The 22,574-nt window shown below is 63.4% G+C and carries 17 protein-coding genes; 8 read left to right on the forward strand and 9 right to left on the reverse strand.

The window, feature by feature from the left end:
• The 3 genes from ACW5W7_RS20655 to ACW5W7_RS20665 form a co-directional block, all read right to left on the reverse strand.
• A partial coding sequence (locus ACW5W7_RS20655; RefSeq protein WP_456502917.1) for a tetratricopeptide repeat protein occupies positions 1-907 on the reverse strand: 907 nt, incomplete at its 3' end.
• Between the two features lie 113 nt (positions 908-1,020).
• Positions 1,021-1,356 carry a hypothetical protein gene (locus ACW5W7_RS20660; RefSeq protein WP_100858211.1) on the reverse strand — a complete coding sequence of 112 codons (336 nt, stop codon included), beginning with the start codon at positions 1,354-1,356 and terminating at the stop codon, positions 1,021-1,023.
• A gap of 113 nt (positions 1,357-1,469) precedes the next feature.
• A complete protein-coding gene (locus tag ACW5W7_RS20665) occupies positions 1,470-1,808 on the reverse strand; it encodes a DUF2956 domain-containing protein (protein WP_456502918.1) in 339 nt (112 codons plus the stop codon).
• A 259-nt stretch (positions 1,809-2,067) separates the two neighbouring features.
• Here ACW5W7_RS20665 and ushA point away from each other — a divergent pair, with 259 nt between their 5' ends.
• Positions 2,068-3,798 carry a bifunctional UDP-sugar hydrolase/5'-nucleotidase UshA gene (gene ushA / locus ACW5W7_RS20670; protein WP_456502919.1) on the forward strand — a complete coding sequence of 577 codons (1,731 nt, stop codon included), beginning with the start codon at positions 2,068-2,070 and terminating at the stop codon, positions 3,796-3,798.
• Positions 3,799-3,981: 183 nt separating this feature from the next.
• Here ushA and ACW5W7_RS20675 read toward each other — a convergent pair whose 3' ends face one another.
• Entirely contained in the window at positions 3,982-4,833 is an 852-nt protein-coding gene (locus tag ACW5W7_RS20675; RefSeq protein ID WP_456502920.1) for a Tim44 domain-containing protein, read from the reverse strand.
• A 452-nt stretch (positions 4,834-5,285) separates the two neighbouring features.
• Between ACW5W7_RS20675 and dnaB the strand changes: the two genes are divergently transcribed.
• Together dnaB and alr are read left to right on the forward strand one after the other, a co-directional pair.
• Positions 5,286-6,680, forward strand: coding sequence for a replicative DNA helicase (gene dnaB / locus ACW5W7_RS20680; protein WP_349921229.1), 1,395 nt, complete (start codon positions 5,286-5,288; stop codon positions 6,678-6,680).
• Positions 6,681-6,821: 141 nt separating this feature from the next.
• Positions 6,822-7,895, forward strand: coding sequence for an alanine racemase (alr, locus tag ACW5W7_RS20685; protein WP_456502921.1), 1,074 nt, complete (start codon positions 6,822-6,824; stop codon positions 7,893-7,895).
• A gap of 208 nt (positions 7,896-8,103) precedes the next feature.
• On the opposite strand, the gene putA is transcribed toward alr, so the two are convergent.
• Positions 8,104-12,045, reverse strand: a complete 3,942-nt coding sequence (putA, locus tag ACW5W7_RS20690; protein WP_456502922.1) for a trifunctional transcriptional regulator/proline dehydrogenase/L-glutamate gamma-semialdehyde dehydrogenase — start codon at positions 12,043-12,045, stop codon at positions 8,104-8,106.
• Positions 12,046-12,402: 357 nt separating this feature from the next.
• Between putA and ACW5W7_RS20695 the strand changes: the two genes are divergently transcribed.
• Positions 12,403-13,725, forward strand: coding sequence for an MFS transporter (locus ACW5W7_RS20695; protein ID WP_456502923.1), 1,323 nt, complete (start codon positions 12,403-12,405; stop codon positions 13,723-13,725).
• A 103-nt stretch (positions 13,726-13,828) separates the two neighbouring features.
• A complete protein-coding gene (locus tag ACW5W7_RS20700; protein ID WP_349921233.1) occupies positions 13,829-14,266 on the forward strand; it encodes a VOC family protein in 438 nt (145 codons plus the stop codon).
• Between the two features lie 65 nt (positions 14,267-14,331).
• On the opposite strand, the gene fumC is transcribed toward ACW5W7_RS20700, so the two are convergent.
• Positions 14,332-15,723, reverse strand: a complete 1,392-nt coding sequence (gene fumC, locus ACW5W7_RS20705) for a class II fumarate hydratase (protein ID WP_456502924.1) — start codon at positions 15,721-15,723, stop codon at positions 14,332-14,334.
• Between the two features lie 121 nt (positions 15,724-15,844).
• On the opposite strand from fumC, the gene ACW5W7_RS20710 reads away from it, so the two are divergent.
• From ACW5W7_RS20710 to ACW5W7_RS20720, 3 genes are read left to right on the forward strand one after another with little or no spacing between them, the layout of a single operon-like run.
• Positions 15,845-16,273, forward strand: coding sequence for a MarR family transcriptional regulator (locus ACW5W7_RS20710; RefSeq protein WP_434666030.1), 429 nt, complete (start codon positions 15,845-15,847; stop codon positions 16,271-16,273).
• A gap of 35 nt (positions 16,274-16,308) precedes the next feature.
• Entirely contained in the window at positions 16,309-17,370 is a 1,062-nt protein-coding gene (locus ACW5W7_RS20715; RefSeq protein ID WP_349921237.1) for an HlyD family secretion protein, read from the forward strand.
• Positions 17,371-17,377: 7 nt separating this feature from the next.
• On the forward strand, positions 17,378-18,913 hold the full coding sequence (locus ACW5W7_RS20720) for a DHA2 family efflux MFS transporter permease subunit (protein WP_434666035.1): 1,536 nt from the start codon (positions 17,378-17,380) through the stop codon (positions 18,911-18,913).
• Between the two features lie 118 nt (positions 18,914-19,031).
• Here the strand turns inward: ACW5W7_RS20720 and pepE are convergent, their stop codons facing one another.
• The 3 genes from pepE to ACW5W7_RS20735 all read right to left on the reverse strand — a co-directional run bounded on the left by pepE (position 19,032) and on the right by ACW5W7_RS20735 (position 22,364).
• Positions 19,032-19,772: a dipeptidase PepE gene (pepE, locus tag ACW5W7_RS20725; protein ID WP_456502925.1), complete on the reverse strand. Its 741-nt coding sequence runs from the start codon at positions 19,770-19,772 to the stop codon at positions 19,032-19,034.
• Between the two features lie 149 nt (positions 19,773-19,921).
• Entirely contained in the window at positions 19,922-20,521 is a 600-nt protein-coding gene (locus tag ACW5W7_RS20730; protein ID WP_456502926.1) for a response regulator transcription factor, read from the reverse strand.
• A gap of 1 nt (position 20,522) precedes the next feature.
• Positions 20,523-22,364 (reverse strand): sensor histidine kinase, encoded by a 1,842-nt coding sequence (locus ACW5W7_RS20735; protein WP_456502927.1) that lies wholly within the window; start codon positions 22,362-22,364, stop codon positions 20,523-20,525.
• Positions 22,365-22,574 lie beyond the last annotated feature (210 nt).

Consider the following 22,574-nt stretch of genomic DNA (forward strand, 5'->3'; position numbering starts at 1 on the left):
GGCGGCCCCCCCCCCCGGCTTTTTTATTTGGGGGTGCGCCAGGTTTGGGGCCGCGGCGGTGCCCCCCCCCCAGCCGCTCGGCCTCGTTGGCCTGCAGCCAACCATCCTGGGACAGCAGGAACCAGGCGCGGGCGAAATACTCGGCCGTGGCCGGATCATCCAGCGCCAGCGCATTCTCCCCCAACTCCTCAAACAGATAGCCATCCTCGGGGACTTTGGCGGCGGCCATGTCGGCCTGCAACTGCTTCAGCTCTCCCATCGCCTGCTCGTGCAGCCCTTGCGCCCGGGTGAGGCGCGCCAGACTCCAGCGGGCGATAAAGGCCTTGGCCTGGTTGTTGTGCTGCTCGTGCCAGGCCAGGCATTTCTGCTGACTGGCTCTGGCCTCCGTCAGGCGTCCCAGCTCGAACAGGGTCCAGCCCTGATTGTTGTAAAGGCTCGGCAGCCAGCCCCGGGCCCGCTCGTCCTGGCTGCGCTCGGCCAGGGTCATCGCCAGCTGGTGCCAGCGGCTCTGCTCCTCCAGCGGGGCGGCGATGGCTACCATATGGGCCGCATCTATGGCCAGGTGATCCTCACCCTGTTTGAGACCCAGCTGCCAGGCCTGTTCAAACAACGTCCTGGCACTGGCCTTGTCACCGGCGGAGTTGAAGGTGCGGCCGCGCTCCAGCAGGGCGCGAAGACGGGCTCGCGGGGTGGCAGTCGTGAGGCGGGGTTCTAGCTCGTCGAGCAGCTGGTGCGCCTCGGCAAACTGGCGTCGCAGGGAGTGGGTGCGGGCTATCTGGGTCAGCAACTCAAGCTCGTACTGCAGATCGGCGGCGCGAGCCTCGGGAAGAAGGGCATGAAAGCGCTCAGCGCTGGCGGCGGGATCCTGATAATCCCACAGGGTCATGAAGTCGGGCGGGTTGGTCATCTGGCCTCCTGGCGAGCATTCCTGCCACCAAGATGCCCGCAGGCCATTGTTTGTACAAGAGGCGCCCGCCACAGAGCGCCTCCTGTTCCGTCACAGGCCGATCACGGCCTGCATCAATACACCATGGCCAAGCTCATCAGCATCAGGCCGAGGGCGGCGAAGGCGCCTTCCTTGATGGCGAGTCGGGGCACCAGCGCCTTGGGCAAGGCCGGGAACAGGCTCAGCGCAAAGCCGAGCCCCGGCATCAGCCAGTGAAAGCCGGGGCTGCGCTGGGCAGGATCGGCCGCGCCATTGATGACGATTAGCAGGATGAAGAGGGTAAACGCGGGCAGGATAAACCAGCGTGCGCTGCCAGAGGCGACGGCCCGCAGGGGCGAGATGCGATAGAGCACCAGGGTGACGATGAACAGCACCAGGGGGGCCAGCAGATAGAGGGGGGCCGGGTTCATGTGAAAGCTTCTCCAGACGATGGGCGGCGAGTGTAATCAGCGAGAGTCAGGGATGACCAGCATCCATGCCCCGGGCTGTGAAGCCGATCCCAGGGCAAAGGTTTGCGAGCGGCTCAGCGCAGCCAGTACCAGCCACAGGCGAAGGTCAGCCAGCTCAGCCCCAGCAGCACCCAGGGCAGGGGATGTTGGCGGCGGATCTCGATGATCTCGACTTCGCTCTCTTCCTCATGCTCGCCCTGTGGTTGCGATTTCGCCTTGGCCTGCAGCTTCTTCTGGCGGCTGGCCTCGCGGGCGCGGGCCTTCATCTGCTTCTTGTATTCGTCTATGCCCTTCTGGATCCCCTGGGCGATCAGTTGGGTCTGCTCCTTGGTCTGACCTGGCCTCTGGTTGGCGCGGGCGATCTTCATCGCCTCTTGCTGGGTCTCGGGGGAAATCTTGTCGTACTTGGCCATTCACGGCACTCCTTGGCATCGATTGGGGGGAATTATGCCATAACCTGTGCAGCCATGGCTGCCATCCGGATCGGTGAAATGGCGGTGAATCGGGTGAGAGCGCGGGGAGATATTTCGACAGGAGAACAGGTTGCGCGAAGGATCACATTTAGCGCAATTTGTGAGTCGCCGATGAAAAACCGTCACAGGTTGTTTGTTATATTACCGCCCGACCCAAGGCATGGGTCGTCCAATAACAAAATAACAAGGTGATATGGAAATGAATTATAAATTAGTCAAAGGAAGTGTCGCACTGGCTGTGCTCGCCGCTCTGAGTGGTTGCAATTCCTCCAAGAATGAAAGTGTCGCCCCCTGTACCGAAAATGTCTGCAAACTGACCGTCCTGCACACCAATGATACCCACGGCCGTTTCTGGCATAACGTCGATGGTGAATATGGCATGGCCGCCCAGAAGACCCTGGTCGAGCGGCTGCGTGCCGAGGCCAAGGCCGCGGGCAGCGAGGTGCTGGTGCTCTCAGGTGGGGATGTGAATACAGGTGTACCTGAGTCCGATCTGCAGGATGCCGAGCCCGACTTCATCGGCATGAACAGCATTCGCTACGATGCCATGGCCGTGGGCAATCACGAGTTCGACAACCCCTTGAGCGTCCTCGAGAAACAGCGTGAGTGGGCCAAGTTCCCCATGCTGTCTGCCAACATCTATGACAAGGCCAGCGGCAAGCACTACTTCGACCCCTACAAGGTGTTCAAGCTGGACAACGGCCTCAAGGTCGCCGTGCTGGGCCTGACCACGGAAGATACCGCCCAGCTGGTGGATCCGAACAACGTCAAGACCCTGGAGTTCCGGGATCCGACCACGGAAGCGGCAAAGCTGGGTCAGCAGATCCGCAGCAACAAGGAAGCGAACCTGGTCTTCGCCATCACCCACATGGGCCACTACGCAGATGGCCAGCACGGCAGCAATGCTCCCGGTGATGTGGAGATGGCCCGCGCGCTGCCGGCCGGCACCCTGGACGCCATCATTGGTGGTCACTCCCAGAACCCGGTCTGCATGGAGCCGGGCACTCCGGACAAGTACGCCAGCTTCCAGCCGGGGGACGACTGCCTGCCGGATCAACAGAACGGCACCTGGATCATGCAGGCCCACGAGTGGGGCAAGTATGTGGGTCGCGCCCAGTTTGACTACCAGAATGGCAAGCTGACCCTGACCAGCTATGAACTCATCCCGGTCAATCTGGTCAAGCGTGATGCCAAGAACGTGGTAATTAAAGACACCAATAACAATGTGCAGTTTATTCAGGACGAAATTATCAAGGACCCTGAACTTTACTCCACCTTGCAAGTATTCCAGGAGAAGGGAGAGGCCGAGTTAGGCGTAAAAATTGCCTCCACCGATGACCTCCTGCTGGGGGAGCGTAAAAATGTTCGTTATATGCAAACCAACCTGGGACGGCTTATTACTACGGCCACAGCCGAAAAGCTGGGTGCCGATTTTGGTATCGTGAACTCGGGCGGTGTGCGTGCGTCCATACAGATCGGCGATATTACCTACCGCGACGTGCTCACCGTTCACCCCTTCGGTAACACAGTTAACAAAGCAACCATGAAGGGTGCCGAGCTTGTCGGTTACCTTGGTCAGGTCGCGACCTTGACCAGCGGTGGCTATCCCCAATTTGGCGGCATCAACATGGAAGTCAATTGTGGTGCCAAGAGCGTCACCATTGCCTCCATCGGTGGCAAGGCCTTCGATGCCAATGCAACCTACAGCTTTGCCATCCCGAGCTTCAGTGCGGCGGGTGGCGACAAGTATCCTGTCATCAACACCATCAATGCTGGCCTGGTCGATGCGGGTGTGCTGAAAGAGTATCTGGAAGCCAAGCAGAACGTCCATGCCGCTGACTACCTGCCTGCGGGTGAAGTGACCTTCATCAACAATACGGTCAACCCGGCCAACACCAACAACTGTGGCCAGGAGATCATGGGTAACTGATCATCGTTGAAGCCAAAACCGGGGCCTTGGCCCCGGTTTTTTTGGTCTAGCGAATAGTGTGAAGCCCATCTGCGTGGACGAACCATGGTCAATTGGCCAATGTGGGCGACATGATCCCATGGATGGACAAGCAGTAAAAAGGCGACCCTGAGGTCGCCTTTTATATTTCCTGAAGGGAGAGCCTTACAGCTGCTCGATCCCGACGATGTGCCAGGGGGCATTGTCCTTGGCGAGGTCACGCTCGAGGTGCCACACCTCCTTGATGTCCTCCTCGACGTTCTCCTGGCGGTCCATGTAGCGGCCGCTGAAGCGCACGCTGACCTGGGCCCAGTCGCTACCGTAGTCGGCACGCACCAGCTGGGTGTCCACATACATCACTTCGGTATGCTGCTCACCGGTCAGTTCGGCGCGCTCGGCCTTGAGGTTCTCGAACAGTTCCGGGCTCACGTACTCGCGTACCTTCTCCAGATCGTTCTTGTTCCACGCCTCTTGCAGGGTGCGATAGTGATCGCGGGCGCCGGACAGGAAGCCGTTCATGTCAAAGCCCGGGGGCAGACGGAAGGGCACGTCGCTGTCGGCGAAGCCGGTCGCCTGCGGGGCGCTGTGGCTCTGCTCAAACTGCTGCGGGGCCTGGGGGGGGTGGTAGCCCGCATAGGCGGCCTGTGGCTGGGCCGTCGCCGCTTTGCTCTTGCGCAGGGCGCGGAACAGGAAGACGCCACCCAGGGCCAGCAGGGCGATCAACAGCATGTCCATGCCTTGAAGGCCTTCGAAGGCGCCGCTGCCCAGCAGGTAGGCGAACAGGCCGCCGGCCAGCAGGCCACCCAGCAGGCCGCCCATCATGCCGCTCTTCTTGGGGGCCGCAGCCAGGGTCGGGTTCTTGCCGTTCACTGGTGCTGCGGCTGGAGCCGGTTGTGCCGGCGCCGTCTTGTAGCTCTTGCCAAAGGATTTGCCGCCGCCAAACTTCTTGGCTTCAGCGATGGGTGCCCCGAGGCCAATGGCCAGGATCACGGCAAACAGGGTCAGCATCTTTTTCATTTTGACTCTTTTCACTCTCATGTGGATGGGGGCATGCTCTGCTTGTGCAAGCTCAGCGAGGCGCATGGCAGGCTGCCTGTCCCTTTTTGTGTTGCAGCTTGCGGCTATGATTAACACGTTTGGCATGAATTATTCATGAACGAATTGTCCCCTCGGGACGGCAACAGGAGAAGCTGGATGAAAAACAGACGACCGAGCCGCAAAGAACGCAAACTGCGCAACAAGGCGAGAGCCAAGGGGCAGGATCAGACCCTGGTGTGGCCCTTTATCGTGTTGTGACGGTGACGGGATAACCCGATTAGTCATCCCGACGGGCGATGATAATCCGCCATGGCTTGAACCGGAGGAGGGGAAAGATAGCCGGGCTCTTTGAATGGCGCGCATTAGCGCTCGCGATGGCGGGGTTTCTTTTGTAAAATTCCCGTCCCCTTCCCGCTGCGGTTTTTATGTGTATGGCAGAGCAAGTGACGGCGAAAAAAGACGCCAAGACACAACAGCTGAAAGTTCCCCCCCACTCCTTTGAGGCCGAACAGTCCGTACTGGGCGGCCTGATGCTGGACAACGAGGCCTGGGATCGGGTGGCCGAGCGGGTGATCGACAAGGATTTCTACAGCCGTCCCCACCGCCTCATCTTCCAGGCCATGACCCGTCTCTCCAACGCGGGCAACCCCATCGATCTCATCACCCTGCAGGAGGAGCTGGAGCGCTCCGAGCAGCTGGAAGAGTCGGGTGGTTTTGCCTATCTGGTGGAGATCGCCAAGAACACCCCGAGCGCCGCCAACATCAACGCCTACGCCGAAATCGTGCGCGAGCGGGCCGTGGTACGGGAGATGATCTCGGTCGCCAACGAGATCGTCGAGGCAGGCTACGAGCCCCAGGGCCGCACCTCGGGGGATCTGCTGGATCTCGCCGAGAGCAAGGTGTTCCAGATTGCCGAGCAACGCTCCAGCGCCAACGAGGGGCCGCAACCCCTGAACCTCATCCTGGAGCAGACGGTCGACAAGATCGAAGAGCTGTTCAAGACCCCCCACAACGGGGTGACCGGCGTCTCCAGCGGTTATGGGGATCTGGACAAGATGACTGCGGGTCTGCAACGTTCGGACCTCATCATAGTCGCGGCCCGTCCCTCCATGGGCAAGACGACGTTCGCCATGAACCTGTGCGAGCACGCGGCGCTCACCGCCGACAAACCGGTGCTGATCTTCTCCCTCGAAATGCCCTCGGAGCAGATCATCATGCGTATGCTCGCCTCCGTGGGGCGCATCGATCAGACCAAGGTGCGGACCGGCCAGCTCGACGACGAGGATTGGGCGCGGCTCTCCTCCACCATGGGACTGCTGCTCGAGAAGGGCAAGATGTACATCGACGACGCCTCCGGCCTGACCCCGACCGACGTGCGCTCCCGCGCCCGGCGCATCGCCCGCGAGCATGGCGGCCTGTCGATGATCATGATCGACTACCTGCAATTGATGCGGGTGCCGGCCCTGTCCGACAACCGGACCCTGGAGATCGGCGAGATCTCCCGCTCCCTCAAGGCCCTGGCGAAGGAGCTGCAATGCCCCGTGGTGGCGCTCTCCCAGCTGAACCGAAGCCTGGAACAGCGGGCCGACAAGCGCCCGGTCAACTCGGATCTGCGGGAATCGGGCTCCATCGAGCAGGATGCCGACTTGATCATGTTCATCTACCGCGACGAGGTGTATCACGACGACAGTCCCGACAAGGGGATCGCCGAGATCATCATCGGCAAGCAGCGTAACGGCCCCATAGGACGAGTGCGCCTCACCTTCCAGGGTCAGTTCTCCCGGTTCGACAATTATGCCGGCCCGGCGTTTGACGACGACTATTAAGCGGGAGCGAACCGCTCCCAGATGAGAAGACACAGTTTTCCCGGTTCGACAATTATGCCGGTCCGGCCTTAGACGATGACTATCAAGGGCGGGCACCCCGGTGCCAGGCGCCAGGCGCCACATGCCCTCAAGGGAAAACAGATGAAAGCGGCTATAGCCCAAATCGATACCCAGGCCCTGCGCCACAACCTCGCCGTGGTCAAGCGCCACGCCCCCTCCTGCAAGATCATCGCCGTGGTCAAGGCCAACGCCTATGGTCACGGTCTGCTGCCGGTCGCCCGCACCCTGGTGGATGCGGACGCCTACGCGGTGGCCCGCATCGAGGAGGCGCTGATGCTGCGCTCCTGCGCCGTGGTCAAGCCCATCGTGCTGCTGGAGGGCTTCTTCAGCGCCGCCGATTTGCCGGTGCTGGCGGCCAACAACCTGCAGACCGCCGTGCACACCTGGGAGCAACTCGAAGCCCTGGAGCAGGCCGAGCTGCCGGCCCCCGTGGTGGCCTGGCTCAAGCTCGACACCGGCATGCACCGGCTCGGGGTGCGGGCAGACGAGATGCCTGCCTTCATCGAGCGCCTGGGCCAATGCAAGAACGTGGTGCAGCCGTTCAACATCATGACCCACTTCAGCCGCTCCGATGAGCTGGAACAGGCCACCACCCGCGAGCAGATCGATCTCTTCAGCCAGCTCACCGCCAACTTGGCCGGCGAGCGGGCCATGGCCAACTCGGCGGGGATCCTGGCCTGGCCCGATTCCCACTGCGACTGGGTGCGCCCGGGGGTCATCCTGTATGGCGTGTCGCCCTTCCCGGAGACAGTGGCGGCGGATTATGACCTCAAACCCGTGATGACCCTCAAAACACAACTTATTGCGGTGCGGGATCACAAGGCCGGTGAGCCGGTGGGCTACGGCGCGAACTGGGTGTCGGAGCGCGACACCCGGCTCGGGGTCATCGCCATCGGTTACGGCGACGGCTACCCGCGCATGGCCCCCAACGGCACGTCCGTGCTGGTCAACGGCCGCATCGTGCCCCTGGTGGGCCGGGTCTCCATGGACATGACCACGGTGGATCTCGGCCCGGGTGCCACCGACAAGGCCGGCGACGAGGCCGTGCTCTGGGGTGAGGGACTGCCGGTGGAGCGGGTGGCCGAGGAGATTGGCACCATTCCTTATGAGCTCATCACCAAGCTGACGTCTCGTGTGTTCATGGAATACGCCTAGACTATTCCTCCTCATCCCCAACCCTTCTCCCGCGAGGGGGGAAGGGGCAGAGAGTGACATCAGCATTTTTCTCTTCACCTGAGGAGAGATGAAGCATAAAAAAGGCCGCCCTTATCGGGACGGCCTTTTTTATGCTCTGGTGATGGCGGTGTCGATATGAAAAAGCCCCGCGTCAGCGGGGCTTGAGCTCTCAGGTTCTGTGCAGCGCTTAGCCGATGGTCATCAGGCTGGCGTTGCCACCGGCGGCGGCGGTGTTGACCGAGAGGGCGTGCTCGATGAGCAGGCGCTCCAGCGGAATGTCGATCTCGCCACGGTGCAGGCCGTGCACCCCGACGATGGCGCCGGGACGAGCAGCGGCGAGCTTGCTCACCTCGCTCAGCTGATCCGAGTCACCGTGATGCAGCAGGGCATCGAAGGCGGTGTCGCCGTTGGCCCAGTCCGCCACCAGCTGGATGCGGCTGCGCACCTCGGCCGGCAGGCTGCCATGGAGGGTGCGGTGCAGGGCAACGTCCTGCCACAGCACCTCGGTCCCGACCGCCAGACAGGCCGCCAGCTGGGCCAGCAGATCCGCCTTGTCTTCGGCCAGACAGAGCACCCGCTCCCGCGGCAGCAGGCTATAGCTGTTGCGCTCGCCGGTGGGGCCGACCAGCAGCTGGGTGCGGCCGCTCTGGGCCAGCTCGCCGTAGCGATCGCACAGGGGCACCAGGGCCTTCTCCTGCTTGGCTGCCCAGTTGCGCAGGGCCTGCAGGGCGGGTTTGAGCGACTCGGCCTGCGGGGCGGCACCGGCTTCCTGACGCAGCTGGTTGGCCACCGCATCGTCCGGACGAGTGGCCAGCAGGCGGTACATGTAGAGCGGGCCGCCCGCCTTGGGACCGGTGCCGGAGAGGCCTTCGCCACCGAAGGGTTGTACCCCGACCACGGCGCCGACGATGTTGCGGTTCACGTAGAGATTGCCGACCCGGGCGGTGTTCACCACCTGGGCGATGGTCTCGTCGATGCGGGTGTGCACCCCCAGGGTCAGGCCGTAGCCGCTGCCGTTGATCTGGGTGAGCAGCTCACCGAGCTTGGCCCGTGGGTAGCGCACCAGGTGCAGCACGGGGCCGAACACTTCGCGGCCGAGCTCATCCAGGCTGTCGAGTTCGATCAGGGTCGGCAGCACGAAGGTGCCGCGGCTGTAATCGGCGCCCTGGGCACGGGCGATCTGGTGCACCTTGCGACCCTTGTCGGTCATGGTCTTGATGTGTCGCTCGATGTTGGCCTTGGCCTCGACGTCGATCACCGGGCCGATATCGGTGGCGAGGTGCTCCGGGTTGCCGACCTTGTACTCGGCCATGGCGCCCTTGAGCATGCGGATCACCCGATCCGCCACGTCGTCCTGCACGCACAGCACCCGCAGGGCGGAGCAGCGCTGACCGGCGCTGTCGAATGCCGAGGAGATGACATCCATCACCACCTGCTCGGTGAGGGCGGAGGAGTCGACGATCATGGCGTTCTGGCCACCGGTCTCGGCGATGAGGGGGATGGTGCGACCCTGGGCGTCGAGGCGACCGGCCAGGTTGCGGGAGATGATCCCCGCCACCTCGGTGGAGCCGGTGAACATGACGCCGCGTACCCGCTCGTCGGCAATCAGCGCCGCACCCACGGTTTCACCGCGGCCCGGCAGCAGTTGCACCGCACCGGCGGGCACCCCGGCTTCCAGCAGGATGCGTACCGCCTGGGCGGCGATGAGGGGGGTTTGCTCGGCGGGCTTGGCCAGCACCGTATTGCCGGCGGCGAGCGCCGCACACACCTGGCCGCTGAAGATGGCGAGCGGGAAGTTCCAGGGGCTGATGCAGACCACGGGGCCAAGCGGCCTGTGGCTGTCGTTGGCGAAGTGGTTGCGGGCCTGGGCGGCGTAGTAGCGCAGGAAGTCTACCGCCTCGCGTACTTCGGCGATGGCGTTGCTGAAGGTCTTGCCGGATTCCCGCACCAGCAGGCCCATCAGGGGTTGCAGTTCGGATTCCATCAGATCGGCGGCGCGCTCCAGCACGGCGGCCCGTTCGGCAGGCGGGGTGGATTGCCAGATCTGGCCGCTGGCGAGCGCGCAGGAGAGCGCACTGTCCACCAGCTCGCCGTTGGCCTCGCTCACCTGACCGACGATGTCTCTGTGGTCCGCCGGGTTGATCACGGGCTGGAACTCGCCAGTCGCCTGGGTCTCACAACCCAGCATGGGCAGGGCTTGATAGCGGGTGTTGGTGCTGGCGAGCAGGGCGGCGGAGAGGGAGCCCAGGCGATGTTCATTCGCCAGATCCAGCCCTTCGGAGTTCGGGCGCGCCTCGCCATAGAGTTCGCGGGGCAGGGGGATGCGCGGGTGCGGCAGGCCGAGGGCGCCTTCGCGGGCGGCCATCTGTTCGATCTGCTGCACCGGATCCTGTACCAGATCCGCCAGGGAGATGTTGTTGTCCGCGATGCGGTTGACGAAGGAGGTGTTGGCCCCGTTCTCCAGCAGACGGCGCACCAGGTAGGCGAGCAGGGTCTCATGGCTGCCGACCGGTGCATAGATGCGGCAGGGGCGGCCCAGTTTGCCGTCGGCAACCTTGCCGACCACCTGTTCATAGAGCGGCTCACCCATGCCGTGCAGGCACTGGAACTCGTACTGGCCAGGGTAGTAGTTTTTCCCGGCGAGCTGATAGATGGCCGACAGGGAGTGGGCGTTGTGGGTGGCGAACTGGGGATAGATGGATTCCGGCACCGCCAGCAGCTTGCGGGCGCAGGCCAGATAGGAGACATCGGTATAGGGCTTGCGGGTATAGACCGGATAGCCTTCCAGACCGTTGACCTGAGCCAGCTTGATCTCGCTGTCCCAGTAGGCGCCCTTCACCAGGCGGATCATCAGGCGATGACGGCTGCGCTTGGCGAGATCGATGACGTAGTCGATCACATAGGGGCAGCGCTTCTGATAGGCCTGAATGACGAAGCCGATACCGTTCCAGTCGGCGAGGGAAGGATCGAAACAGAGCTTCTCCAGCAGATCCAGCGAGATCTCCAGCCGATCGGCCTCCTCGGCGTCGATGTTGATGCCGATGTCGTACTGCTTGGCGAGCTGGGTCAGGGAGAGCAGGGTGGGGTAGAGCTCCTCTATCACCCGGTCGTACTGGGCACGGCTGTAGCGCGGGTGCAGGGCGGAGAGCTTGATGGAGATGCCCGGGCCCTCGTAGATGCCGCGGCCGTGGGAGGCCTTGCCGATGGCGTGGATGGCCTGCTCGTAGGAAGCCAGATAACGCTTGGCATCCTCCTCGGTCAGGGCCGCTTCCCCCAGCATGTCGTAGGAGTAGCGGAAGCCCTTGGTCTCCATGGTGCCGGCGTTGGCCAGTGCCTGGGCTATGGTCTCGCCGGTGACGAACTGCTCCCCCATCAGCCGCATGGCCATGTCGACCCCCTTGCGGATGAGCGGTTCGCCGCCCTTGCCGATCAGGCCCTTGAGGGAGGTGTTGAGGCCGGCCTCGTTATGGGTGGCCACCAGCTTGCCGGTGATGAGCAGGCCCCAGGAGGCGGCATTGACGAACAGGGAGGTGCTGTTGCCCAGATGCTGGCTCCAGTTGCCACCGCTGATCTTGTCGCGAATGAGGGCGTCACGGGTCGCCTTGTCCGGAATGCGCAGCAGCGCCTCCGCCAGACACATCAGGGCCACCCCTTCCTGGGAGGAGAGGGAGAACTCCTGCAGCAGCCCCTGCACCAGACCCTGACGGCCGCTGGCACTCTTCTGGTTGCGCAGCTTCTCGGCGATGCTCATGGCGAGCTTCTGGGTCGCCTCGGCCTTCTCTTTGGGCAGACGAGCCTGCTCCAGCAGCATGGGCACGGCCTCGGTCTCGGGGCGGCGATAGGCGGAGGTAATGGCGGCGCGCAGCACGGATTGCGGCAGGATGCTCTCGGCAAACTCGAGGAAGACCTGGATCCCCTGCTCGGTCAGCGCTTCCACCGGCTCGTCCCCTGCGGCGGCAGCCAGCCCGGACTGCTCGGGCGGAGTCAGGCCGCGATCCAGCTGCTCCAGGTAGGTGAAGATCGCCTGCTTGATCAGCCAGTGGGGGGTGCGGTCCAGGGTCTGGGCGGCCTGCTTGAGTCGGTCGCGGGTCGCTTCGTCGAGTTTAACGCCAAGGGTGGTGGTGGCCATGGGACTTCCTGTGTCTAGAAGGTAACAATATTACCGGATGGTTAAATTTTGAAGATGATGGTGCAACCAGGTGCAACCTTCAAGCAAGATTTTTTAATGGTTATGCTACAAGGTTTCGTTTGAGTGACGCTTTTAGACGACCCTGCTGGTGGAAAATGCTGTCTTGTTAGCATGTTAATCTGTTGAAACAGACTATTAACAACTTATATTGTGAATATTGTTAATGGTGCAACCGGGAGATGGATCTCGGTTGCATCTTTTTTTTGCCGCTGGCTAAGATGTGCAGCCTGGGTGCAACCGGTTCATGGATGTGGTGCACCGGGACTCGCTGACAACAAACTTCAAGGAACGAAGACAATGATGACTACACCCCTGGTGCAGCCACAGACGGCTGCGACCCGAAAACGGGCGCTGATCGCCAGTTTGACCGGCAGCTCCATCGAATGGTTCGACTACTTCCTCTACGGCACGGCCGCGGCCCTGGTGTTCAACAAGCTGTTCTTCCCGAACTTCGACCCCGTGGTCGGCTTGATGCTCTCCTATCTCTCCTTCTCCCTGACCTTCTTCATCCGTCCCATCGGCGGCGTGCTGTTCGCCCACATCGGCGATCGCATCGGCCGCAAGAAGACGCTGGTGCTCACCCTCTCCCTGATGGGGGGCGCCACCGTGCTGATCGGCTGTCTGCCCACCTATGAGCAGATCGGTGTCTGGGCCCCCATACTGCTCATCTCCCTGCGGGTGGTGCAGGGCATGGGGATCGGCGGTGAATGGGGTGGTGCCCTGCTGCTGGCTTATGAGTATGCCCCGCCCAAGCGCAAGGGACTGTTTGGCAGCGTGCCCCAGGTGGGGGTGACCATCGGCATGCTGCTGGCGACCCTGGCGGTGAGCCTGATGGCCATGCTGCCGGAGGATCAGTTCCTCTCCTGGGGCTGGCGAGTGCCCTTCCTGCTGAGCGCGGGCCTGGTGTTCGTGGGTCTGTGGATCCGGCACGGGCTGGACGAGACCCCCGAGTTCAAGCAGGCCAAGGCCAGTGGCAACGTGGCCAAGGTACCGCTGCTGGAGACCCTGCGTCACCACTGGCGGGAGGTGCTGATCGCCGCCGGTCTCAAGGTGGTGGAGACGGCCCCCTTCTACATCTTCTCCACCTTCGTGGTGAGCTATGCGGTCAACTCCCTGGCCTATGAGAAGGGGGTGGCACTCCATGCGGTCATGCTGGGGGCCCTGGTGGCGACCTGCATGATCCCCCTGATGGGAGCCCTGTCCGACAAGGTGGGGCGCAAGGTGGTCTATATCGGCGGCATCCTGGCGCTGGCACTCTTCATCGCTCCCTACTTCATGCTGCTGGACACCCGCACCGGCTGGGGCATCACCCTCGCGACCGTCATCGGCTTTGGTGTGCTCTGGGCGCCCATCACCGCCGTGCTGGGGACCCTCTCCTCCGAGATCTTCAGCACCCGGGTACGCTACACCGGCATCACCTTGGGCTATCAGCTGGGTGCCGCCCTGGCCGGCGGCACGGCGCCCCTCATCGCCACCTGGCTGTTGAGCCGCTATCAGGGAGATTGGCAGCCCGTCGCCCTCTACATGCTGGTGACAGTCGGCATCTCGCTGGTGGCCATTCTCGCCATCGGCAAGGGCCGGGGAGCGGCGCTGCCGGCCGGGGAAGTGGAGGCGGGTTAAGGTCTGGGTGTCGCCCCCTCACTGGGGGGGCGTGCAGGGGATGGGGCTCTTCTATGCTGATAGCTGGCCTGTGGGCCAGCCAATCGATGACAAGGAGAAAACCATGGCGCGTGTCAGTACCTATCTCAACTTCCCGCGGGAGACGGAAGCGGCGTTTCTGTTCTATCGCGAGGTGTTTGGCGGTGACTTCAACGGCCCCATCCACAGATTCAAGGACTCCCCCGGCTGCCCGGGCCAGCCCGCCCTGTCCGAGGCGGACGGGGAACTGGTGATGCACGTGGAGCTGGCCATCCTCGGCGGTCACGTGCTGATGGGGACCGATGCCCCCGCCAGCATGGGCTTCACCCTGGTGCAGGGCAACAACAGCTACCTCAACCTGGAGCCTGACAGCCGGGGTGAAACGGATCGGCTGTTCGCGGCTCTGGGGGCGGGGGGCAAGGTGGAGATGGCGCTGCAGGAGATGTTCTGGGGCGACTATTTCGGCTCCCTGGTGGACAAGTTCGGTACCCACTGGATGTTCAACTGCCAGAGCAAGACCTGATAACCGATCTGCAATGCAAAAGGGCGCCTAGGCGCCCTTTTTCTCTATTTCATCGATTCACAGCGCTATTTGCTGCGACCCACCATCTGGCCGGGCACCACCCAGGCATCGAACTGCTGGGCGGTGAGATGACCCGATGCGATGGCCGCCTCCCGCAGACTCAAGCCCTCATGGTGCGCCCGTTTGGCGATCTCGGCGGCCTTGTCATAGCCGATGTGGGGGTTCAGCGCCGTCACCAGCATCAGGGAGCGGGCCAGCAGCTCGTCGATGCGATCCCGGTTTGGACGGATGCCGACGGCGCAGTGTTCGGTGAAGCTCTTCATGCCATCCGCCAGCAGCCGCACGCTCTGCAGGAAGTTGTGGGCCATCATGGGCCTGAACACGTTCAGCTCGAAGTTGCCGCTGGCTCCGCCGATGTTGATGGCCACGTCGTTGCCCATCACCTGGGCGCAGAGCATGGTGAGGGCCTCGCTCTGGGTCGGGTTGACCTTGCCCGGCATGATGGAGGAACCGGGTTCGTTCTCGGGGATGAGGATCTCCCCGAGCCCGCTGCGGGGACCGCTCGCCAGCCAGCGCACGTCGTTGGCGATCTTCATCAAACTGGCCGCCAGGGTCTTGAGGGCGCCGTGGCCATGGACCAGGGCATCGCTCGCCGCCAGCGCCTCGAACTTGTTGGGGGCGCTGACCAGGGGCAGGCCGGTCTGGGTGGCGAGGGCGGCGGCGACCCCTTCGGCGAAGCCGGGCGGGCAGTTGAGGCCGGTGCCCACCGCGGTGCCGCCGAGGGCCAGCTCAGACAGATGGGGCAGGGCGGCGCGCAGGTGGTGCTCCCCCTGCTCCAGCTGGGCGACCCAGCCGGAGATCTCCTGACCCAGGGTGAGGGGGGTCGCATCCTGCAGGTGGGTGCGGCCTATCTTGACGATGTCGTCGAAGGCGCTCGCCTTGTCGGCCAGGGTCTCTTTCAGGGTGAGGAGGGCGGGCAGCAGTTGGCCCGTGATGGCGGTGACGGCAGCCAGGTTCATGGCGCTCGGGAAGACGTCGTTGCTGGACTGGCTCTTGTTCACCTCGTCATTGGGGTGCACCAGGCGATCTTCGCCCCTGGCACCCCCGAGCAGTTCGCTGGCGCGGTTCGCCAGCACCTCGTTGAGGTTCATGTTGGTCTGGGTGCCGGAGCCGGTCTGCCACACCATCAGGGGGAATTCCCCGCCGTGCAGGCCCGCGAGAACTTCGTCCGCCGCCGCCATGATGGCCTGGGCCTTGCGGGCTGGCAGCAGGCCAAGATCGTGGTTGACCCGGGCGCAGGCGGACTTGATGTGGGCGAGGGCATGGATGATCTCGATGGGTTGGCGCTCCCCGGAGATGTTGAAGTGGTGCAGGGAACGCTGGGTCTGGGCTCCCCACAGCCTGTCCGCCGGGACGGCTATCTCCCCGAGGCTGTCACGTTCCATCCTGATGCTCATGGCTCTTCTCCTGTCGGTGGGACTGATTCCCTAGCATGACCATAAAGGGTCGTCGAGGCCAGCTTGCATATATCCACCTCTTGTATATAATAAGCAAAGCTTACTATATGGATTGATTATTATGAGCAAACAACAGGACACCCTGGGCTTTCTGATCGCCGATGTGCAGCGCCTGATGCGCCGCCAGTTCCAGCTTCAGCTGGAGGGGAGTTGCGTGACCCTAGCACAGGCTCGGGCCCTGGTTCACATCGCTCGCAGTGAAGGGATCCGCCAGGTGGATCTCGCCGATCGGTTGGACATCCAGCCCATCACGCTGGCCCGCCAGCTCGATCAGATGGCCGAGAACGGCCTGGTGGAGCGACGCAGCGACCCCAACGACAGGCGGGCCCATCAACTCTATTTGACCCCGCAGGCGGATCCCTACCTGACCATGATCAGGCAGGCGTCCGACACTGTGATGCAAATGACCGTCAACGAATTGGGGGAGGCACGGACTCAGCAGTTGTGCGACTCCCTCAAGACCCTGCGTGACGCGTTTTCCCACTCCTGATTTCTATTTTCACAGCATTTATGCGGAGTTTTCATATGACTGACGATACTTCACCCCAACTTACGGCAACCCCCAATCGTCGCCGGACCCGCCTGCTTCTGCTGGTGGTGGTGCCGGCTCTGGCCCTGCTCGGCGTCGGCGCCGTCTACATGATGGGCGGCCGCTACGTGGAGACCGACAACGCCTACGTGAAGGCCGACAAGGTGCCCATCAGTACCGAGGTGCTGGGGCGGGTCTCCAAGGTGTATGTGAATGAGAACGAACAGGTGAAGGCCGGCCAGCTGATGTTCGAGCTGGATCCCGAGACCTTCCAGGTGGCCGTGACCAAGGCCGAGGCAGAATTGGCCAAGGTGCGCACCGATCTGGTGGCACTGCAGACCAGCTATCGTGGTCAGCAGGCGGAGATAAGCGTGGCCAGCACCCGTCATGCCTATGCCCTGAAAGAGGAGCACCGTCAGGCGGACCTGGTGGCCAAGCACTTCACCTCCACCGCCAACTATGACGATGCCCGCCAGCTCACCATCCAGACCGCCCAGCAACAGGTGGCGCTGGAAGAGGGGCTCAAGAAGATAGAGGCCTCCCTGAACGGGGACGTCAACCTGCCGGTTGAACAGCAACCCGCCTATCAGGAAGCCGCCGCCGAGCTTGCCAAGGCCAAGCTGGATCTCTCTCGCACCAAGATCTATGCCCCCGCCAACGGCATCGCCAGCCAGCTACCCAAGCCGGGTCAGTACAGCATCGTCGGCATGACCGTCATGATGCTGGTGGAGACAGACACTCCCTGGGTTGAAGCGAACTTCACCGAGACCGAGCTGACCCATGTGCAGCCGGGTCAGGAGGTGGAGATCAGCCTGGATACCTACCCGGATGCCCGTTGGCACGGGGTGGTGGAGAGCCTGAGCCCGGCCACGGGGTCCGAGTTCTCGGTGATCCCGGCCCAGAATGCGACCGGCAACTGGGTCAAGATTGCCCAGCGGGTGGCGGTGCGCATCAAGCTGGACGGGGCGGCGGATCAGCCCACCCTGCGCGCGGGTCTGAGCGCCATCACCAAGATAGACACCGGCCACAAACGCAGCCTGCTGGGCTGGTCATTCTGAGGTTGATATGACGACGCAAAGCCATCAGGGGGACGATCAGAGCTCCCGACGTGGCTTCATCACCCTCTCGGTGATGTTGGCCACCATCATGCAGGCGCTGGACACCACCATCGCCAACGTAGCCCTGCCCCATATGCAGGGGGCCATGGGGGCGACCCAGGATCAGATTTCCTGGGTGCTGACCTCCTACATAGTCGCGGCGGCCATCTTCATGCCGCTCACCGGTTTCATCTCGGCGCGGATAGGGCGCAAGAAGCTGTTCATGTGGTCGGTGGCGGGTTTCACCGTCGCCTCCATGCTGTGCGGGGCGGCCCAGAGCCTGGATCAGATCGTGCTGTTCCGCCTGTTGCAGGGGATCTTCGGCGCCAGTCTGGTGCCCCTCTCCCAGGCGGTCCTGCTCGATACCTACCCGCCGGAGAAACATGGCTCCGCCATGGCGCTCTGGGGGATCGGTGTCATGGTCGGTCCCATTCTGGGGCCGTCGCTCGGGGGCTGGCTCACCGAGTATTACAACTGGCGCTGGGTGTTCTACATCAACCTGCCGTTTGGCCTGCTGGCCTGGTTCGGTCTCGCCGCCTTCATCGAGGAGACCAAGATAGATGCGAGCCGCCGTTTCGATCTGCTGGGCTTTGCCCTGCTCAGCATCGGCATCGGGGCGTTGCAGATGGCCCTGGACCGGGGGGAATCCCAGAACTGGTTCGCGAGCCCCGAGATAGTCATCGAGACCATCATGACGGTGATGGCGTTCTATCTGTTCGTGGTGCACATCTTCACCCACAAGCATCCCTACATAGAGCCGGCCCTGTTCAGGGATCGCAACTTCAGCGTCGGGCTGGTGTTCATCTTCATCGTCGGCATCATTCTGCTGGCGACCATGACGCTGCTGCCTCCCTTCATGCAGGGGTTGATGGGCTATCCAGTCATCGACGTGGGTTATCTGCTCGCCCCGCGGGGGGTTGGTACCATGTTCGCCATGATGCTGGTAGGCCGTCTCTCCGGCCGGGTGGATGTGCGTTATCTCATCCTGCTTGGGCTGCTCCTCACCAGCTTCTCCATGTGGGAGATGACCCTGTTCAACACCGACATCAGCAGCTGGGACATAGTGCGAACCGGCATAGTGCAGGGGCTGGGGCTCGGCTTCATCTTCGTGCCGCTCTCCACCGTTACCTTTGCCACCCTGTCTCCCCGTTTCCGCAATGAGGGAACGGCGCTGTTCAGCCTGGTGCGCAACATCGGCAGCAGTATCGGCATCTCCGTGGTCATCGCCTATCTGGCCCAGCGCACCCAGATGAACCACGAGGTATTCGCCTCCTACATCAACCCGTTCAACATGGCGCTGCATCAGAGCGGGGAGATCGCCAAGCTGGATACGGTCAAGGGACTGGTGGAGATGAACGGGGTCGTGACCCGTCAGGCCAGTCTGCTCGCCTATCTGCAGGACTTCCGGCTGATGATGTGGGTGACCCTGTGTGCCATTCCGCTGGTGCTGCTGCTCAAGGCGCCCAAGCCCGGGGCCGAAAAGCAGGAGATGATCCTGGAATAAGGGGCCAGGCTCTGCAGAGCCTCGCTTTGCAGGGAACAGTAAAAAAGAGGGATGGCCTTGGCCATCCCTCTTTTTATGGGTGATTCACCGGGACGTGCCGGGCGAGTTGACTACCGGGTCACACCTTGGGGGTGAAGGGGGTCAGTGTGGCCAGGGGGGTGGCGTCCATGAACTCCTGGGGGGTCTCCCCGTGTTTGAAGATCTTGAAGCCCTGACCGCGGGCGCTCCAGTACTCGATGGTGTCGCCGCTGGTCTCACCGCTAATCTGCAGCAGGCTGGCTTCGCGCAGGGCCACCACGTGCTCGCTCGGGTTGATGGCACAGAACTCGGCGAGGCGCTCGTCCCGGGTCTCCCCCATGTGGCCGCTGATGCTGGCATCCAGATAGTGGGGGTTGATCTGCTGGGGGAAGAGGCCGAGGGCCGGCAGCACGGCGGCGTTGCACACCGGCATGTCGTTGGTGGTGCGAATGCTCGGGGTCGCCACGTTGCAACCGGCGCTCCAGCCCACATAGGGCACACCGCGCTCGCGCACCGCGCGCTGGATGGGCACCACCAGACCGTACTCGTGCAGTTTCTGGTTCAGACGCCAGGTGTTGCCACCGCTGATGAAGATGGCGTCGGCCTGCTGGATGGCATCCACGGGATCGTCGAAGTGGTGAATGCTGATGGCTTCCACCCCCAGGCTCTCGGTGAGCTCATTGGCGCGGGCATCCCAGTCGCTGCGGATCACCGCATAGGGGATGAGCAGGATGCGCTTGACCTGTTTGCGGGCGAGTACGTTTTGCACCCGCTCGCGGGCCCAGCCGAGCAGGCCCGGGAATTCGGTGGCTTTACCATTGCTCAGAAGAAGCAGTTCCATAATGACTCCTCGATGACGAAAAGGCGCAGGGCCTGGGCCCTGATATAAGGCAGAGAGGCACTCTACCCCCATCGGGAGGGGAAGTGTGTGATCTTATCGCGCTTTGTGTCCGCTTATTGACTGTCCGGTCAGTTTTTCGCAGCTCCGGATCAGCTGACATCCGCGTAGAGCAGCATCAGCTCGGCCATGGAATCCACCTCCAGCCGCTTCATCAGGCTGGCGCGGCACACCTCCACGGTACGTACCGAGATGCAGAGCTCGCTCGCTATCTGCTGATTCTTCTGACCCCTGGCGATGAGTTGCAGCAGCTGGTGTTCGCGAGGGGTGAGGCGCTGGTAGGCGCAGAGGTGGGCAAGGCGTCTTGCCGCCACCTCGCTGGCCTGCCAGGTGTGCTCGATGGCCGCCAGCAGGGGGGCGAGCTGCACCGGTTTTTGCAGGAAGTCGACCGCCCCCTGCTTGAGGGACGCCACCGCCAGGGGCACATCCCCGTGGCCGGTGAGAAACAGGATGGCGATGGGGCTCTGGGCCGCGTTGAGCCGCTGCTGCACCTCGGGGCCGGAGAGCCCCGGCATGCGGCAATCCAGGATGAGGCAGGCGGGTTGGCGCACGTCCACCTCGGCAAGGAAGCGCGCACCATCGTCAAAGCAGATCGGCGCGAAGTCGCAGCCCTCCAGCATAAAGCGCAGGGCGTCGAGCACCCCCTGATCGTCATCGACCAGGTAGAGGGGGAGGCGGGATGGGGATGGCATATCAGTTCCTTGTGCGGGGTGGGGGCACGGTCATGGGGGCGGGCAGCAATACCTGGGCGAGGCAGCCACGGGGGCTCAGGTTGCTCAAGGTGAGCCGACCGCGATGGCATTCGACCACATCCCGGCAGATGGCGAGGCCAAGCCCCATGCCATCGGCCTTGCTGCTGTAAAACGGCTGCTGCCACTGCTCTTCGGGCGTGGCGAGGCCGGGGCCGTTGTCCCGCACCTCGAGGCGCAGTCGTTCCCCCTCGAAGGCGACAAGCAACGCAACCCCGGGGGCCTCTCCTGTCAACTCGGGGCGGGCTTGCGCCGCGCTCTCGGCGCCGTTCTTGAGCAGGTTCACCAGCAACTGCTCCATGCCGGTTGCATCCAGCTGCAGCAATCTGGGCTCTCCCTGCCAGCTCAGGGAGAGGGCGACCCCGAGGGGGGCCAGCAGCTGCTCCAGCAGGGGGCGTAACTGTTCCACCAGGACCTGCAGATCCGTGGGCGCGGGCTGGTGCGGCTGCTTCTGCCAGCGGGATCTCAGCCGTCCTATGGTCTGGCTGATGCGCTGGGTCTGCTGGCCGATCTGCTCAAGGGCCTGGGTCAGGGGGAGGGTCAGAGCGTGCTCCTGCTCCTGTCTGGCGAGGCGCAGCAGGGCGCCCTGGCTGTAGCTGGCGATGGCGGTCAGGGGCTGATTGATCTCGTGGGCCATGGTGGCGCCGAGTTCACCGAGCTGGGCCAGGCGGCGCGCCTGCTCGAGCTGGTGCACCTTGTCATCGAGCTGGCGGCCCTGCTCGTCGAGCCGCTGGCGGGCACGGTTCAAGCGGCGCTGGCTGCGGTTGAACAGGTGTTGCAGCAGCAGGTGGTGGCCGCCGAGCAGCAGCACCATGAGCAGGGCCCCCCAGCCCCACTGCTGATGCTGACGCAGCCAGTGCCAGGCTCCCTGCCACCAGGGTGTCTGCAGGGGGTGGCGATCCAGATCCCTGAGCAGGCGATCGATGGCGAGCGGGCTGGCGGGCACAGTCCAGCCCGCGGAGTCGGCGGCGCGGGCGGCCTCGCTCTGTGCAGGCAGGGCGAACAGGGCGCGGGTGACCGTCAGCGCGAGCTCGGGGGAGGCCCGTGCCGTGCTCGCCATGGACCAGTTGGGATAGAGCCGGGTCGAGCTTTGGCAGCCGAAGTCCGCAGGGGCCTTGTTGTCCAGTACCCGAAAATCCTGCCCATCGATACGGCCCTCCCGCACCATGCGCTCGAGCTGGCAGACCGGCACGATGGCGGCGGCCACGGCCTCGCGCTGCAATTGGGTGATCAAGCTGTCCAGCGGGAATCCGGTGAAATTTATCCCTGAGAAGAACTCATCTATCCGCACACCCTGCTGATGGGCCTCGAAACGGTAGGCGAGATAACCACCGAAGGCCTCTTTTGATACGGCCGCCACCTTCTCGCCCTTGAGATCCCGCCAGTGGCGGTAGGGGGCGTCGGAGCGCACCACCAGGGCGGCGCCGATGACCAGGTTGTCCCCGCCATGGGGGCTTTTCAGCGTGGCGAGCCAGGCCAGCGGATACTGGCGCGACAGACTGACCAGCTGACCCGGGTTGGTGATGACAAAATCGAGGCGCTCGTCGGCGATGGCCTCTGCCAGGGGGGTGAGAGCTAGGGGGGCAAGTTCGAATCGCCGACCCGGCATGGAGTGAGCGAGCCAGTCCAGCAGCGGTTGCCACTGCCGGCGGGAGTGTTCCTCACCCCGGGTCGCCAGCACCCCGATCCGCACCGGCTCGGCGGTGGCTGGCTCGCCGGCCTGCGCGGGCGCCGCCATCCACTGCGCAGCCAGAACCAGCCAGGCCAGCAGGCGGAGCAGGCTCATGAGGCGAGGCCTTTGGCCATGAGGATAAGGACGATCAGGGAGTCAGACATAGGGGGCCAGTCTATCACCGGGCGTACCGAACTGGGCCGCCCGGCGGGGGGACAATGGGGGGCCCGTCACAGTTCGCACCCTGGCCCGGCGCTTTTCTTGCGCTGGATCAAGAGGGGGCTCGCTATGTGGAAAACCACAATAGAGACGCATTTTTCTGCC

Source organism: Aeromonas intestinalis (assembly GCF_054052485.1).